The sequence below is a fragment of the Actinomycetospora corticicola genome, assembly GCF_013409505.1.
GTDB lineage: Bacteria > Actinomycetota > Actinomycetes > Mycobacteriales > Pseudonocardiaceae > Actinomycetospora > Actinomycetospora corticicola.
Window position 1 is genome coordinate 5,023,893 of sequence record NZ_JACCBN010000001.1, and the last position, 15,372, is coordinate 5,039,264.

Consider the following 15,372-nt stretch of genomic DNA (forward strand, 5'->3'; position numbering starts at 1 on the left):
CATGCGATCCACACGCGCCCGCGTCCTCGCGGGGGTGATCATCCTCCTGCTCGTGGCCGGCGCCGTCACCCTGTTCGTGACGCCGACGAGCTACAAGGCGACGGCATTCCTGCCGGCCGGCAACCCGAACATCATCGTGGGCGCCCCGGTGCTCATCAACGGGTTCGACAAGGGCACGGTCGACAGCCTCGTCCCCTCGGGGCAGGGCGCCGAGATCACCATCGCCGCGGACCGCGACGTGGCGCCCTTCCACGCGGGCGCGGTCGTGTTCGTGCAGTGGAGCTCGACGGTCGGTGAGCGCCGCATCCAGGTCAACGACGGCCCGGTCACCAATCCGGAGATCCCGAACGGCGGCCGCATCGAGGGGAAGATGCCGCAGCCGATGGAGCTCAGCGACGTCCTCGCCGGGCTGGACCCCGCCACCCGGAGCCGCATCGCGCCGGTGGTGGACCAGCTGCGGACGACACTGGCCGGCCACGAGCAGGACCTGAACAACACCCTCGGCACGGCGGGTCCTGCCTTCGTCGCGATCGGCAACGTGCTCAAGGGCGTGGCCCTCGACGGGCCCGCGATCAACCAGCTCGTCACCGACACCAACGGGCTCGTGGCCCGGATCGGCGCCCGCAGCCAGGACCTGTCCGGCGTGGTGAACGACCTGTCGGTGAGCGCCAACGACACCGCGCAGGTGCGCCAGCAGCTCGGGGACGTTCTCCACAAGCTCCCGCCGGTGCTCGACCAGGCGAAGGACACGCTGGGCAAGGTCCCGGGCACGACGGACGCCACGGTGCCGCTGCTCGAGGACGCGAAGACCACGACGGACAAGCTGCCGTCGGTCGCCTCGCACCTCGCTCCCGTGCTCAAGGACCTCCGTCCCACCATCGCGGAGCTGAAGCCCACGCTCGAGGCGGCCTCCCAGCTGCTCGACGTGACCCCGGGCCTGCTCGACAGCGGCGACGTGACCCTGCCGAAGGTCGGGGACACGTTCGGCAAGTACGCCCCCATCGTCCGCGAGCTGCAGCCCTTCTCCCCCTGTGCCGTGGGCTTCCTGTCCACCTGGGGCTCCGCGTCGGCCTACTACGACGCGAAGGGCCAGTACGTCCACGTCCCGGTCCGTGAAGGCCCGGAGAGCGTCGACGACACCCCTGTCGACCTCGGCGCGGCGTTCGCGAAGTCGATCGAGCGCGGCTGCACCCCGGAGCACCAGGGTCCCCTCGGCGGCACGGGTGGCGGCGTGATCAACAAGGTCGCGAACGGACTCGGAGGACTGAACTAGATGGCCACGCGCTCCCCGCGTACTACCTCCGGCCCGAGCCCGTTCCGGTCGGTCGGCAAGGTCAAGATCCTGCTGCTCGCGCTCGTGGCGCTCCTCGGGGCCACGGCCGCGACCACGAGCCTCGCGGCGGCCCAGGGCGACGGGCAGCTCGTCGTCGCCGAGTTCAAGAACATCGGTTCGATGACCAGCCAGGCGCAGGTCAAGATCGGCGGCGTCGTCGTCGGCACCACCGGTGACTCCACGGTGGACCCCGACCGCAAGCTCGCCATCGTGCCGATGAACCTCGAGCAGAAGGCGCTGCCGCTGCACACCGACGCCAAGGCGACGATCCGGCAGCTCAGCCTCATCGGTGAGAAGTTCATCGACCTCGACCCGGGCACCCCGTCGGCGCCGGTGCTCGAGGCGGGCCAGTCCATCCCGGTGACGCAGACCGCGTTCGCCGAGGACTACCAGAACATCGTCCAGGCGCTGAACGACCCGACCGCGGCCGGCCTCTCGTCGATCCTGCGCACCCTCGGCGGCGGCGTCGAGGACCGGGGCATGAAGGTCCAGACCCTCATCCGCGAGCTGCAGCCGGCCTTCGGCGACACGGCGGCGCTGGCGAACTCGCTGGGTCGGCAGAACCAGCTGCTCGGCCAGGTCATCGACCAGGTCCAGCCGGTGACCAACGGACTCGCCGCGGACCAGGGGAAGACCCTGGACCGCACGGTGGGCTCCGCGACGGACCTCCTCGCCACCACCGCGGCGAAGGAGCAGCAGCTCCGCGACACGCTGACCGAGCTGCCCTCGACCCTGTCGGCCGCCCAGAAGACGCTCGACGACCTGACCGGCACGGCAGGGGCCACCCAGGAGACGCTGGCGAACCTGCGTCCGACCTCGGACAACCTCGCGGCGATCTCCGGCGAGCTGAGCACCTTCACCGACTCCGCGCAGCCCGCGCTGGAGTCGCTGAACCCGCTGCTCGACCGCGCCAACGAGCTGCTCGACGAGGCCCGGCCGCTCGCGGCCGAGGCGAAGACGACCGGCAAGCCGTTGTACGACACGGTCCACGCGGCCCGACCGATCGTCGATTCGCTCTCGAAGAACATCGGTGGCCCGTACGGCACGGGGCCCGACAAGGTCTGCGGACCGGCGGCGCCGGTCGCGAACTGCCAGGACCCGCGGATCCAGGGGCTGCTCGGCTTCCTGCACAACTGGGCGCTCACCACCAACGGCGGTGACGCGCTGAGCCACTACTTCCGCGTCTTCTTCGTCCTCGGCGCTCCGGCCGGGCTCCCCGCCGGCCTTCCCCAGGTGCTCCCCACCGCAGGGAACACGCTGCTCCAGGGCCAGCCCACCGCCTCCGGGAGCGCCACCGGTCTCACCCCGACCCAGGAGCAGAGCGCTCTGGGCACCCTCATGGGAGGACGCTGATGGCCGGCAAGCCGAAGCGGTCGGCACGCTTCACCTCCGGCGTCATCGGCGTCGTCGTGGTCGTGGCCTCGGCGCTGATCGCCCTGTTCGCCCTGAACTCCGCCAAGGGGTTCCCGGGTCAGGACCACACCTACGTCAAGGCGCAGTTCACCGAGACCGGTGACCTGCACGTCGGTGACGACCTCCGCGAGGCCGACGTCCGCGTCGGCCGGGTCGACTCCATCGACTACGAGGGTGGCGGCGTCGCCACGGTGCGGCTCGCCTTCGACGACACGCGGCCGGTGTTCAAGAACGCCGTCGTCACCGTCGTCTCCCGCTCGGGCCTGGGGCAGAAGTACGTCAACATCGCCCGCGGCGACCAGGCATCGGGGACGCTCGCCTCCGACGCCGTCATCCCGACGAGCCAGACCCAGCCCGCCGTCGAGATCCTGGACCTGGCCGACATCTTCGACCCGAGGACGACCCTCGCGGCCCAGGGCGCGCTCGGGCAGCTCGGGGCCGGCCTCGAGGGCCACGGCAAGGACCTCAGCGACGCGGTCGACGGCATCTCGTACAACCTCCCGCGGCTCGGGACGGTGGCGCAGGCGCTCAACAACAACAACGGACGGGACATCCAGACCGTCCTGACCTCGCTGCGCAACCTCTCCGATCGCTTCGAGGGTCGCCAGCAGCAGATCACCGACCTCAACCGGCAGCTCGCGACGACGTTCGACGCCGTCAACGTCGACCGCGGGAAGTCGCTGGGCGACCTGCTGCAGGTGGCGCCGGGTGCGCTCCGGGACGTCCGCAAGGCGTTGATCGACCTGCAGCAGCCGCTGGAGACGACCACCGCGGCCGTCACCAACATCCGCCCCGGGGTCCGCGACCTGGCGGGGGCGACCCCGGACGTGCGCGGCGTCCTCCGTGAGGCACCGCCGGTCCTGGACAAGGTCCCCGGTGTCTCCGACGTCGGGCAGCCGGCCCTCAAGGCCCTCACCCCCGCCCTGCGCGACCTGCGTCCGCTGATCGTGGACATCCGCACGGCGGCCCAGAACGCCCGGCTCCCGCTGGTGTGCCTGGCCGACATGCGCTCGCAGGCCGACCGCTACAAGAACGCGCAGACCGGGGTCGGCGAGGTCTTCTCCAGCCTGGCCGAGGTCACGAAGCAGGGCGACGAGACGGGCAACGCGGCCCGCTTCGAGCTCGTCCCGCAGGGCGGCCTCATCGGCGGTGTGCCGATCCGGACCGAGCTCAACGCGGTCAACAACGTGACGTGCCCGCAGCCGAACTTCAACGACAACGACCACGGTGACAGCTGGGGTGACCACGGCAGCAGCTGGGGCGGAGGGAACCACCGATGAAGCTCAGCTCCGTGCTGCCCGGCAAGGGCGACGGCGGGAACGGCGGGGAGAACGGCACCGTCAAGCGCCCGAACGTCCGCAAGGTCAACTACGCGCTCGTCGGCACCGTCGTGGCCGTCGTCATCGCCATCGGCATGCTCCTCGGGATCACGAAATCCGAGTGGCAGCAGTACCTCATGTGGGGTTTCACCACGCGTGACGTGCACACCACCGGCGACTACTTCATCCTGGACAACTCCAGCAAGGTGAAGGTCGGCGGCGTCGAGGTCGGACGCATCGACTCGGTCGAGCGTCAGCCGGACGGTACCGCGGTGATGCACCTGCGGATCGCGGACGACGTCGCGCAGAAGGTCGGCTCCGCCCCCTCGGCGAACGTGCGTCCGGTCAGCCTCCTCGGCGGTGTCATCTACATCGACATCATCCCGGGCGGCGACCGCACGCAGCCGTGGGTCGACGACATCCCGATCGAGCGCACGCAGCTCCCGACGGAGGTCGGCGCGGTCGTCCAGGCGATCCAGCCGGACGCCATCAAGGGCATCCCCGGTGCGATCAACGGCTTCGACCGCGCGTTCAAGGCGGGCGCGGGGCAGTCGCTCCAGGGCCTGGCGAAGGACGCGCCGTCCGTGCTCGGCCCGGGCGCCGGGGTCATCGACTCGCTGCAGGGCACGCAGCCGGGCACCGACCTGCCCGCCGTGGTGAACGGGCTCCAGCAGACCACCGCGGTGCTCTCCCGCCAGGACGGGCAGATCGAGTCCATCCTCGGGAACCTCCACGCCACCACCACCGCCTTCCGGGACTCGAGCAAGGCGACCTCGCAGGCGATCCGGGAGCTGCCCGACGCGCTCGACACCGCCAAGCCGGGCCTCGCCCGGCTCGGCGGCTCGCTGGACCGCCTGCGCGACACCGCCGGCCCCGCCCGCCCCGTCGTGCAGCAGGCCGGCGTGCTCCTGGACCACCTCGACCCGGTGCTGGTCAAGGCGCGCCCGGTGATCGGCGACCTGCGGGCGGCGCTGTACGACCTGCGCCCGGTGGTGCAGGACCTCACGCCCGTCAGCCGGGACCTCACGACGATCTTCGACGGGCTGAACCCGACGCTGGACCGTGTCAACGGACCGATCTACGACACCCTCACGGGGCCCTACGCGGCGAACCAAGGTGCGGACGCAGGTCGCCGTCACACGCCGATCCCGACGACCCGCGAGTCGGCCGACCAGCTCTACAAGGAGGTCGGTCCGATGCTGCGCGGCGTCAACGGCGTGGCCGGGTACAACGACGCCAACGGCCACGGCATCGCCTTCAACGTCGGGGTGGGCTCCGGAAGCATCGCCGGCGCGAACGGCATCTCCCTGCCGAACCTCTACCTGCTGCTGACCGCGCTCCAGGGCGGCGGGGCGGCGACCGCCGCGCCGACCGCTGCGCTGACCGGGGCGGTGCCCGCCCCCGTCGCCGGCCTGCTGGGGCAGGGAACCACCGGAGGGACCCGATGAGCGCTGACAACCCCGGACGGCTCCGCCGGGCGGCCAAGTTCGTCCGGACCGAGCCAGGGCTGCTCCGCAACGTGATCGCCGTCGCGGTGGTCGTGGTGCTGGGTCTCGGGATCGGGGGGACGGTGCTGGCCAACCAGCGCTTCACCCCGCCGTGGCAGGGCCAGACCGAGGTCTGGGCCACCTTCGCCGAGGCGGCGTCGGTGGCCCCTGGCCTCGGCCAGGCCGTGCAGATCAACGGCGTCGGGGTCGGCCAGATCCAGGACGCGAAGATCGACAACAAGGGTCACGCGCTGGTCCTCATGTCGATCAACCAGGACCTGTACGACCGGCCGATCTACCAGAACGCCACGGCCGTCATGCGGCCCACCACGCCGCTGAACACCATGTACATCGAGCTCGACCCCGGTAACCCGTCGGCGCCCGCGGTGCCCGAGCAGGGGGTCCTGCCGCTCGCGAACAGCACCTCGCCGGTCGAGATCGACCAGCCGCTGAGCCACCTGGACGAGAACACCCGGGAGGCCACCCGCGCGCTGCTGAGCCAGGCCGACGTCGCGCTCGCCCGGGCGGGGCAGGACCTGCCCGGCGGCGTGGACGCCGTCCACGACTTCACCGTCGAGCTCAAGCCCGTCGTGGCCCAGCTGGACTCGCGGCGTGACAAGATCCGTCAGCTCATCACCGCGGTCGGGCAGCTCTCGCAGGCCGTGGGTGGCAACGACGTCCGCCTGACCAACCTGGCGAACTCGCTGCAGATCACGCTGAAGGCGGTGTCCGACCGGAGCGACCAGCTGCGGGACAGCTTCAACCAGCTACCGGGCGTCACCGAGAAGCTCAAGTCGAGCACCGGGGCGATCCAGGGGCTGTCCGACCAGCTCGACCCGACGCTGGACAACATCAAGGCCGCCAGCGACACGCTCCCCGACTCGCTCTCGAAGCTGACCGACACCGTCGACACGGCGAGCGCCACCGTCGACAAGCTCGCGCCGGTGGCGGCGAAGCTCCGGCCCACCGCGGCCGACCTGCGTCCGTTCGTCAGCGACGTCAAGCGGACGACGCCCGACCTCAAGCCGATCGTGAAGCAGCTGGACAACCCGATCACGACGAACCTGCTGCCCTACCTGCCGGACCTCACGGCGTTCGTCTACCAGGTGCGGTCGATCTCCGACCTCGGCGACGGCAACGGGAGGAACAGCGCCCGCGCCCTGCTCCAGGGCGGTGTGTGCACCATCCCGGGCGTGCCGCCGCTGTGCGGGACCGGCGCATCCGGCTCCGCCAGCCCGGCTGCGGCCCCGAACAACCAGACCACCGGTCGATAGGAGCCTTCGGTGAAGATTTCGCAGAAAGCGCTCCCGTGGATCCAGACCGCGATCCTCGTCGTGTTCATGGTGGTCAGCCTGGTGTTCTACGCGATCTTCTGGGTGGGGGCCGGCGGCAAGATTCCGCTCGTCACGTCCACGCCCTACTCGGTGACGTTCCTGTCGCCGATCAACAAGAACCTGGTCGACCAGAGCCAGGTGACGCTGAACGGCGTGCCCGCCGGGCGGGTCATCGGCCTCGAGGTGATCGACGGGATCGCGCACGTGCGGACCGGCCTCGGGGACCTGCCCGACTACGGCCCGCTCCACGAGGGCGTCAAGGCCCAGGTGAAGACGAAGACCCTCATCAATGAGACCTACGTCGACATCACCGACGGGAACGGCCCGCCGCTGCCGGACCAGGCGGTCATCCCGATGGGCAACGTGACCCCGCCGGTCGACACCGACGAGGTCATCCGGGCCCTGCCCCAGGCCGACCGGAAGAACCTCGGCGCGACCATCCAGTCGCTGGACAAGGTCACCCAGGGCCAGCAGGCCGGTATCTCGCAGACCATCGGCAGCCTGGGGGAGCCCACCCGGTACGTGCCGGCCGCGCTCGACGCCCTGAGCCGCCAGGAGGTGGCCCTGCGCCAGCTCTCGTCGAACACGGCGAAGGTGCTCGACGCGCTGGACACCCGGCAGGGGCAGATCGCACAGCTCGTCGAGGACGCGCAGAAGGTCACCAAGGTGACCGCGGACAGCCGGGACGATCTCTCCGCCGTCATCCAGAAGCTCCCGCCGACGCTGGTGACCGCCCAGGCCGCCAGCCCGGATCTGTCCCGGCTCGGGGCGGCGCTGCAGCCGGTGGCGGAGAACCTCAACGAGGCCTCCGGACCGCTGAACGACGCACTCCACCAGCTGCCGGGGACGGCGAAGGACCTGCGCGGACTGCTGCCGGCGCTGAACTCGGTGCTCGATAAGGCACCGGCCACGCTGCAGCGGGTGCCGGACTTCTCGGACAACCTGCGGGCCGTGGTGCCCCCGGGCCGGGAGTTCTTCTCGGCGCTCAACCCGGTCCTGGCCTACCTCAAGCCCTGTGGCCCGAACGTCGCGCCGTTCTTCGTGAACTTCTCGAAGGGCCTCGTCCGGCCCAACGGCCTCGACGGCGGAACGGTGGGTGGCGTCGCCCCGCAGTTCGGCTACGACACCCTCCAGCCGCCCGCGGCGCTCCCGCTGAACCTCAGCCCGTTCGCGTTCAGCTACGACGTCGGCAATCCGCCGAACCGCAACGCGGTCGGTCAGCAGCCGGGCCTCAACAATGCGGGCTGCAACACCCCGTTGAAGCCCTACACTCGGTAACTGGCCAGAATCGCTCCGTATGTGGACATCACGGCTCTTACGGCGAGGCGCCCCCGCTGCCGCGGGCGCCTCGCCGCGGGTCTCCCCGACAGAGCGGCTCGCGGCGCTCGGGCGGCGGCTCCGCCGCCCGGGCCGGCGGGACGTGGTGGGCCTGGTGGCGGGGCTCCTGGTCGCCGTCTTCCTCGTCGGTGGCCTCGCCCAGGTCCGGGTCGAGACCGGCGCGGACTCGTTCCTCCCGTCGGGCGATCCCTCGCTGGCCCGGCTGAACGAGCTGGGCCAGTCCTTCGGCGGGGACCCGATCGTCGTCCTGCTCGAGAACCCGCAGCCGCGGGCCCTGCTCGCGACCCAGCAGCTGCCCGGGGTCCTCGACCTCGAGCAGCAGCTCGGCAGCGCCCCGGACGTGGCGGCGCTCTACGGGCCGGTGACGACCCTCAACAACATCGCCGGTCAGGCACAGCTCGTCATCGCCGAGATGCTCGGTCGGCGCGACGGCCTCGGGAACGCGGCCCGACAGGACGCCCTGAAGGCCGGCGCGTCCGCGGCGGACGCCGACGCGGCCGCCGCCCAGGCCCAGGCCCAGTTCGACAACCGGTACGCGCCGACGATCATCGAGGCGCTGCCGACTGGCCTCCCCACGCTCAAGAACCCCCGGTTCGTCTCCAACGTGGTCTTCGACCCGACTGGCACGGTCAAGCCGCGGTGGCACTACGTGGTGCCGAACGCGAACTCGTTGGCGATCCTCGTCCGCCCCCGTGCCGAGCTCGACCAGGCCGGCACGCAGCGGCTCGTCGCCACCGTCGAGCAGGCCGCCCACAGCGCCGCCCTGCCGCCGGGGACGACGGTGACCGTCTCGGGTGTGCCGACGATCGTCGCGGCGCTCGGCGCGTCGGTCGACACGCAGATACCGATCATCGGAGCGGTCGCGGTCGCAGCCATCGGACTGGTGCTGTTCCTGGTGCCGTGGACCGGACGCCGACGTCGGCTCCTCCCGCTCGCGGTGACCCTGCTGGCCACCGGGATGACGGTGGCGGGTCTCGGCTGGGTGGGCCATCCCCTCTCGCTCGGGGTCCTCGCCTTCCTCCCGGTCCTGCTCGGCCTCGGCAGCTACTACCCGACCTACTTCGCCCAGCGGGCGCGGAGCCGGGTCGTGTTCGTGGTCGCGGGGGCGTCCGCCCTCAGCTTCGCGACGCTCGCCCTCACCCCGTTGGCGTTCGTCCGCGACCTCGGGATCACCCTCGCCGTCGGGATCGCCTTCGCCGTCGCACTCGGTGCCGTGCTGGTCCGGCGGGGGGCGGACGGTGCCGTGGCCGCACCCGTCCCGGTCCTTCCCGAGCCTGCTCCTGCGGCGCCTCGTGGGGTCCGGTTCGGGCTGGGTGCCGGAGTGCTCGCCCTTGCGCTGGCCGGATGGGCGCTCCTCGGCACGATGCCGCTGCAGACCAACATCCAGGACCTGGCGCGCGGCCTGCCCGCCCTCGCGGACGCCAACCACGTCCAGGACGTGATCGGCACGAACGGTGAGCTCAACCTGGTGCTGCGCTCCGACGACGACCCGGCGACCCCGGAGGCCGACGTGCGCAGCCCGGAGGCCTGGCAGTGGATGCAGGCCGCCAACCAGCGCATCGTCGTCGACCACGGTGACGTGATGAGCCCGGTGCTCTCGCTGCCGGGACTGCTGGACTTCCTCGGCCCCGCCCCCACCGCCGACCAGATCCAGGCCGGTCTGCGGCTCATGCCGAGTGCGTTGACGAGCTCGGTGGTCCGTGGGGACGGCCGGATGGCCAACATGTCCTACGGGGTGTCGCTCGACGATCTCGGCGCGCTGGCCGCCGTGACCCGGCAGGTCACGGCCGAACTCCCGCCGCCACCGCCCGGGATGACGGCCGAGCTGACCGGCCTGCCGACCGTGGCCGTCCGGGGCTACGAGGTCGTGTCCTCCGACCGCTACCTGGCCAGCGTGGCCGGGGTGCTGGCCGCGGGCCTCGTGCTGGCTCTCGGGCTGCGCCGTCGGGTGGACGCCGTCCGGGCGGTCCTGGCGGCGGTCATCGCCACCGGCGGCACACTCGTCCTGCTGTGGTCGACGGGGACCGCGCTGAGCCCTCTGACCGTGGCCCTCGGTTCGCTCACGGCCGCCGTCGGGTGCGAGTTCACCGTGATGGTGTCGCAGTCCGTGCGGCGCCGTGACCGCAGTCTGCGGCGCGCGGTGTCGCTCGCCGCCGGGACGTCGGCCATCGGCTACGCCGTGCTGGCGGTCTCGCCTCTCGCCCTGATGCGGGAGTTCGGTCTCCTCCTCGCGGCCTCGGTCGTCCTGTCCTGGGCCGCGGCCCTCTTCGTGGTCTGGGTGTGGCCCCCGAGTGACGCGCCGGTCACCGCGACCGCGCCCGAGGCCGCGCCGGAGCCCGATCCCGCGTCCTCCGTCCCCGCGAGCATGGGAGCCCGCTGATGCTGACCGTCGAACGCCCCCGCCTCTCCTCGACCGTGGACGCGATCCGGCGCCCACGGCCGCCCCGGACACGGCTGCGTCGGATCCTCGTCGGCGTCCTCGTCGCCGTGCTGACCGTTGCGTCGGCCGTCGCCGTCCCGGTCGTGATGGGTCTGGTCCCCGCCGTGTACTCGCCGCCGCTGCCGGCCGACGCCGCCTTCGCCGTGGGCGACCGGACGGTGACCAGGGCGGAGTACGACAAGCGACTGAAGACGATCCAGGCGCTCTACGGTGCGCAGGAGCCGACCGACCCGGCCGGCGCCGACCGCTTCCGGCGGGACTCGGCGAAGGCGATGGCCGTGGCCGACGTCCTGACGAACGCCGAGGCCGACCGCGGCATCGTCATCCCGGACACCAGGATCCGGCAGGCGATGGATCAGATGGTCCAGGCCCAGTTCGGTCAGGGACCCGACGGGTACCAGAAGTTCGTCGGCGCCCTCGGGCAGGTGGGGACGTCGGAGGCGGAGGTCCTGGACGAGATCCGGCAGCAGTACGCGTCGGCGGAGCTGATCAAGCAGGTCACGGACCCGGTCCAGGTCAGCGACGCCGAACTCCCCGCCGAGTTCCCGAAGTACGCCGCGCAGCTCGGCACGCCGGAACAGCGCAAGCTCTCCAACATCGTCGTCCAGACGCAGGACCAGGCGAACGACGTCCTCGCGAAGCTCCGCGCCGGCACCCCGTTCGCCGACCTCGCCCGCACGCAGAGCCTGGACGGCAGCACGAAGGACGCCGGCGGCGACCTCGGGCAGCCGGTGACGGCGGACAAGCTCCAGGCCGGCTACGCCCAGGCTGCGTTCGCAGCTCCGAAGGGACAGCCGTTCGGGCCGGTGCAGACCCAGCAGGGCTGGAACGTCGGCCTCGTGAACGACGTCGTCCCCGGGGTGCCGGCCGACTTCGCGCAGGCGCAGATCCCTCTGAAGCAGGCCGTCCTCACCGACCGCAAGACCGCGGCCTGGAGCGCCTGGCTCGAGAACGAGCTGCGCTCCTCCCACGTCCGCTACGCCGACGCCTACCGCCCGGCCGACCCCGACGGCGCTCCGGTGGGTCTCGGCGGGACCCCGGGTGGCTCGTGACCATCAGCGCCCTCTGGCTCCTGATCCCGGCCGCCCTGCTCGTCGTGGTCGGGGTCTGGGGCTGGCGCAACGCGGACGCGCTCGCGCTCTCGATGCCGCTCGACGAGCGCACGCAGGAGAAGCGCCGCGGCGTCTACAAGCGCGGTTCGGTGGCCTGCCTGGTGGTCGCGGTCGCCTTCGTCGGCCTGATCATCGCGTCCTACCTCTGATGTCCCTCCCTCCCGACCTGGAGCTCCCATGACCGTCGTCCGGCGCGCCACCGCGCTGCCCGTCCTCTTCGTGGCCCTCGTCGGCCTCGCCGGCTGCGGCCAGTCCGTGGACGAGGGGCCGGCACCGCAGCTCGCCGGGACCGACACGACGCTGCAGGTCCGGCCGAGCTTCTACGGAGCCACGCTGGCCGACGGCACGGGCCGCACGCTCTACCAGTTCGCCGGGGACAGCCCCGGGCGTCCCACCTGCAACGACGCGTGCGCCGAGGTGTGGAAGCCCTACCTCGCGAACGGCGAGCCCCGGTCGGCCGACGGGAACAAGAACGCCCTGGACGACGATCAGATCGGCACGATCACGCGCACCGACGGCCGCGCGCAGGTGACCTATGCCGGCCACCCGCTGTACTACTACGCCGAGGACGGTGCGCCGGGCGACCCGGTCCGCCCGACGGACATCCGCGGGGCCGGGCTGAACCAGTTCGGCGGCGTCTGGTCCGCCGTCAGCGGCTCCGGCGCCCCGGTCGCCCCGACCTCGCCGGTCATCGCCCCGCTGTAGTGCGGTGGCCGTCCCGGACACCTCGTGGGGCGGGGTGTCCGGGACGTCAGATCAGGTGCGCCAGCGTCAGCGTCATGACGACGAGGGTGACCACGACGATCCCGATGATCGCCGCCCGCACCATCATCGGGTCGATCGTCATCTGCAGGCCGCGCCGTGACTCCCGGTCCCGCTCCCGGTCGGCGAGGATGTCCGCCATCCGGGGAGGTCCGAGGAAGTCCGACACCCGGAACCGGTGGTCGAAGTCCTCGTTCGAGTCGATGCCGTTCAGCAGCTCGGCCGCGCTGCCGGTGGTGATGATCCGCCCGTTGCAGAGAATCGCCAGGTGATCGCCCAGCTCGCGGGCCAGCCGGATGTTGTGCGTGGTCAGCAGCAGCGTCCCCTGCGTGCGCTCCCGCCAGCCCGCGAGCGCGGCCAGGATGCGCGGCGAGTGGGCCGCGTCGAGGCAGACGTCGATGTCGTCGAGGATGAGGGCCGGGCGGTCGGCCACCAGGGCCCGTGCGAGCCCCAGCCGACGGCGGGCGTGGGCGGGCATCGCGTCGGGCAGGGACGACGCCACCCCGTCGAGCGCGAGGTCGTGCAGCATCGCCATCGCCCGCTGCTCGCGCTCGGCCTCGCCGAACCCGTGGTGCTTGAGGACGTAGTCGAGGTTCTCGTAGGCGGTGAGCGAGGCGAACAGCGACGAGTCGAACAGCGACGAGCCACCCAGCAGGACGCCCATCCCGTTGCGGATCTCCCGCAGACCGTCGGGGCCGGAGCCCCAGACGTCGCGGCCGCCGATCTCGACGGTGCCGCGGTCGGGCTCGAGCAACCCGGTCAGGTGCCGCACCACCGTGGTCTTCCCCGCCCCGGAGGGGCCCATCACGACGGTGATCTCCCCGGCCGGCACGTCGAGGCCGAGCCGGTGCAGCACGGGGGAGTCGTCGATGACGGTGGTGATCCCCGTCAGTCGCATCCCCGGCGCCGCTGCACGCACGAGGAGCCACTGTAGGAGAACTGTGAGGGAACAGACCCCGACGACGGGGAAGCGTGTCCGTCCGAGGGAGGCCCCTGCCCCGGGCGGGGGACGCGAGCGCGTCCGGACGGCCTTCTATCATGCAAACGTGATTCTGCCCAAGGTGACGCGTCCCATGGCTGCGGTCGTCCAGGACTGGAGGGTGGGCCGCTACCCGTGGCAGCTCCTGGTGGCCGTCGTGTGCTGGGTGGTGGTGGCGGTCTCGCTGCTCACCTCGCAGATCGGGGTGCCGACCCCCACCGACGCCGACGCTCAGCGGGACACGCTGAACGACGCGGGCACGGTCGTGTCCACCACCGCGCAGGACAACTGGTTCGTGCCGCTGCTGCCCTGGCTGGGCGTGGTGGTGGTCCTGCTCGCCGTGGCCCTGCTGCTGGCGCAGGGCTGGTCGCGGATCCCGCTGGCCGCCTGTGGCCTGATCGCGGTCGTCGGGCTCGCGCTGGGCGCGGCCTGGCAGGTGTTCCCCGCGATGGCGGGCTTCCTCGTCGGCTCGGTCTTCCTCGTCCTGCTCCCGACGCACCGCTACCTCCAGGGCCCGCGCCAGGATGACTCCGCGGTCGGGCCGCCGGCCGAGTCGACCGAGAGGACCGTGACGCCCTGATGGCCTCCAAGCCCGCCGGCAAGCAGAAGCCGCTGCCGAAGCCGCCCAAGGGCGCGACCACCCCGCCGCAGCCGCGGACGGCGTCGTCCACGCGGCCCTCCCCGGCCAAGCCCACCTCCACGACGGCCGCCCCGGCGGCCCGGCCCGCGCAGGTCGACGTCGGCGCCATCGCCCGTGGCATCAGCTCGGGCTTCATGATCCTGGTCTTCGGCGGGCTCATCCAGCCCGTCGTCACCGCCTTCGTGCCGGTCGTCGGCATGTTCTGGCTGATCCTCGTCGCGGTCACGGCCTTCGCCTTCGCCGGCTACCGCGTGGGGCTCGCCTGCCCGAACCCGCCGCTGCACGGTGCGGGCGCCGCGGTCGGTAGCTACCTGCTCGTGGTGCCGCTGATGTTCCTGCAGGGCACGTTCGACCCGCTGTACACCGTCTTCTCGTTCGTGGCGGCAGCAGTCGTCGGTGGAGCGGCCGGCCGGATCGCCGGCCGCTCGCGGTCCACCGCGAGCTGAGCGAGAGCCGACCGGGCTCCCCACCGGTCCCGTCGTCACACCGGACATCGCCGTGCCGGTCCCCACCACGGCGCCCAGGGAGGACCTCCGTCCCATGCTCATCGGCGTTCTCGTGGTCGTGGCCCTCGCGCTCCTCATCAGCGCCTTCCTCACCGGCACCACCGTGCTGGCGGGAGCGGCCCTCGTGGTCAGCCTCGCGGCCGCCGTCCTGTACGTGATCGCGCTGCGGCGCGACCCGGACGGCGCCGACGGCTCGGCCGCTGCCACGGCGGAGGACGGGCCGGAGGCGCCGGTCGAGAAGACCGCTGCGGCTGCGGGCACCGACCAGGAACGGGCGACGGCGACCGAAGCCGCCGTCGCGAAGACGCCGGAGAAGAAGACGCCGCAGAAGAAGGCGCCGGAGAAGGCGGCCGCGCCCGCCGTCGCGAAGACACCGGAGAAGGCGCCGGAGACGAAGGCGCCCGAGAAGAAGGCGCCGGAGAAGGCGGCCACGCCCGCCGTCGCGAAGGCGCCCGAGAAGAAGGCGCCGGAGAAGGCGACCTCGCCCGCCGTGACGACGGCGCCCGAGACGTCCGCGGCGGCACCGGAGCTCGCGGGGACGACCGTCGTCCACGTCGTCCCGGGCCGGATGCGCTACCACGTGCAGGGCTGCCAGGTGATCGACGGCCAGCAGGTCGAGGACCTCACCGTCGACGACGCCCGCGACGAGGGCTTCACGGCCTGCAGCCGCTGCGCGGCGCGCGGACGGTCGCACGCCACGGCATGACCC

Annotated in this window: 14 protein-coding genes; 13 read left to right on the plus strand and 1 reads right to left on the minus strand. The window is 72.0% G+C overall.

Annotated features, from left to right (window positions below):
• Window position 1: 1 nt before the first annotated feature.
• The 10 genes from BJ983_RS24420 to BJ983_RS24465 all read left to right on the plus strand — a co-directional run bounded on the left by BJ983_RS24420 (window position 2) and on the right by BJ983_RS24465 (window position 12,481).
• Window positions 2–1,273, plus strand: a complete 1,272-nt coding sequence (locus tag BJ983_RS24420; RefSeq protein WP_179796178.1) for an MlaD family protein — start codon at window positions 2–4, stop codon at window positions 1,271–1,273.
• Window positions 1,274–2,686 carry an MlaD family protein gene (locus BJ983_RS24425; RefSeq protein ID WP_179796179.1) on the plus strand — a complete coding sequence of 471 codons (1,413 nt, stop codon included), beginning with the start codon at window positions 1,274–1,276 and terminating at the stop codon, window positions 2,684–2,686.
• Entirely contained in the window at window positions 2,686–4,026 is a 1,341-nt protein-coding gene (locus tag BJ983_RS24430) for an MlaD family protein (protein WP_179796180.1), read from the plus strand. Before BJ983_RS24425 ends, BJ983_RS24430 begins: the two co-directional genes overlap by 1 nt.
• The gene (locus tag BJ983_RS24435) at window positions 4,023–5,513 is read left to right on the plus strand and encodes an MlaD family protein (RefSeq protein ID WP_179796181.1); all 1,491 of its coding nucleotides are present in this window, start codon (window positions 4,023–4,025) and stop codon (window positions 5,511–5,513) included. The genes BJ983_RS24430 and BJ983_RS24435 overlap by 4 nt, the downstream gene beginning before the upstream one ends.
• The gene (locus BJ983_RS24440) at window positions 5,510–6,826 is read left to right on the plus strand and encodes an MlaD family protein (RefSeq protein WP_179796182.1); all 1,317 of its coding nucleotides are present in this window, start codon (window positions 5,510–5,512) and stop codon (window positions 6,824–6,826) included. The genes BJ983_RS24435 and BJ983_RS24440 overlap by 4 nt, the downstream gene beginning before the upstream one ends.
• Window positions 6,827–6,835: 9 nt before the next feature.
• Window positions 6,836–8,164 carry an MlaD family protein gene (locus BJ983_RS24445; protein WP_179796183.1) on the plus strand — a complete coding sequence of 443 codons (1,329 nt, stop codon included), beginning with the start codon at window positions 6,836–6,838 and terminating at the stop codon, window positions 8,162–8,164.
• 154 nt (window positions 8,165–8,318) lie between these two features.
• The gene (locus BJ983_RS24450) at window positions 8,319–10,604 is read left to right on the plus strand and encodes an MMPL family transporter (RefSeq protein WP_179796184.1); all 2,286 of its coding nucleotides are present in this window, start codon (window positions 8,319–8,321) and stop codon (window positions 10,602–10,604) included.
• Window positions 10,604–11,716 (plus strand): peptidyl-prolyl cis-trans isomerase, encoded by a 1,113-nt coding sequence (locus BJ983_RS24455; RefSeq protein WP_179796185.1) that lies wholly within the window; start codon window positions 10,604–10,606, stop codon window positions 11,714–11,716. The genes BJ983_RS24450 and BJ983_RS24455 overlap by 1 nt, the downstream gene beginning before the upstream one ends.
• Window positions 11,713–11,925, plus strand: coding sequence for a hypothetical protein (locus tag BJ983_RS24460; protein WP_179796186.1), 213 nt, complete (start codon window positions 11,713–11,715; stop codon window positions 11,923–11,925). The genes BJ983_RS24455 and BJ983_RS24460 overlap by 4 nt, the downstream gene beginning before the upstream one ends.
• A gap of 28 nt (window positions 11,926–11,953) precedes the next feature.
• Window positions 11,954–12,481 (plus strand): COG4315 family predicted lipoprotein, encoded by a 528-nt coding sequence (locus BJ983_RS24465; protein WP_179796187.1) that lies wholly within the window; start codon window positions 11,954–11,956, stop codon window positions 12,479–12,481.
• Window positions 12,482–12,527: 46 nt separating this feature from the next.
• On the opposite strand, the gene BJ983_RS24470 is transcribed toward BJ983_RS24465, so the two are convergent.
• On the minus strand, window positions 12,528–13,457 hold the full coding sequence (locus tag BJ983_RS24470) for an ATP-binding cassette domain-containing protein (RefSeq protein ID WP_179796188.1): 930 nt from the start codon (window positions 13,455–13,457) through the stop codon (window positions 12,528–12,530).
• Between the two features lie 154 nt (window positions 13,458–13,611).
• Here BJ983_RS24470 and BJ983_RS24475 point away from each other — a divergent pair, with 154 nt between their 5' ends.
• The 3 genes from BJ983_RS24475 to BJ983_RS24485 all read left to right on the plus strand — a co-directional run bounded on the left by BJ983_RS24475 (window position 13,612) and on the right by BJ983_RS24485 (window position 15,369).
• Complete coding sequence (locus BJ983_RS24475; protein ID WP_179796189.1) at window positions 13,612–14,097, plus strand: hypothetical protein; 486 nt, start codon at window positions 13,612–13,614, stop codon at window positions 14,095–14,097.
• Complete coding sequence (locus tag BJ983_RS24480) at window positions 14,097–14,603, plus strand: hypothetical protein (RefSeq protein WP_179796190.1); 507 nt, start codon at window positions 14,097–14,099, stop codon at window positions 14,601–14,603. The genes BJ983_RS24475 and BJ983_RS24480 overlap by 1 nt, the downstream gene beginning before the upstream one ends.
• Window positions 14,604–14,697: 94 nt before the next feature.
• Entirely contained in the window at window positions 14,698–15,369 is a 672-nt protein-coding gene (locus tag BJ983_RS24485; protein ID WP_179796191.1) for a hypothetical protein, read from the plus strand.
• Window positions 15,370–15,372 lie beyond the last annotated feature (3 nt).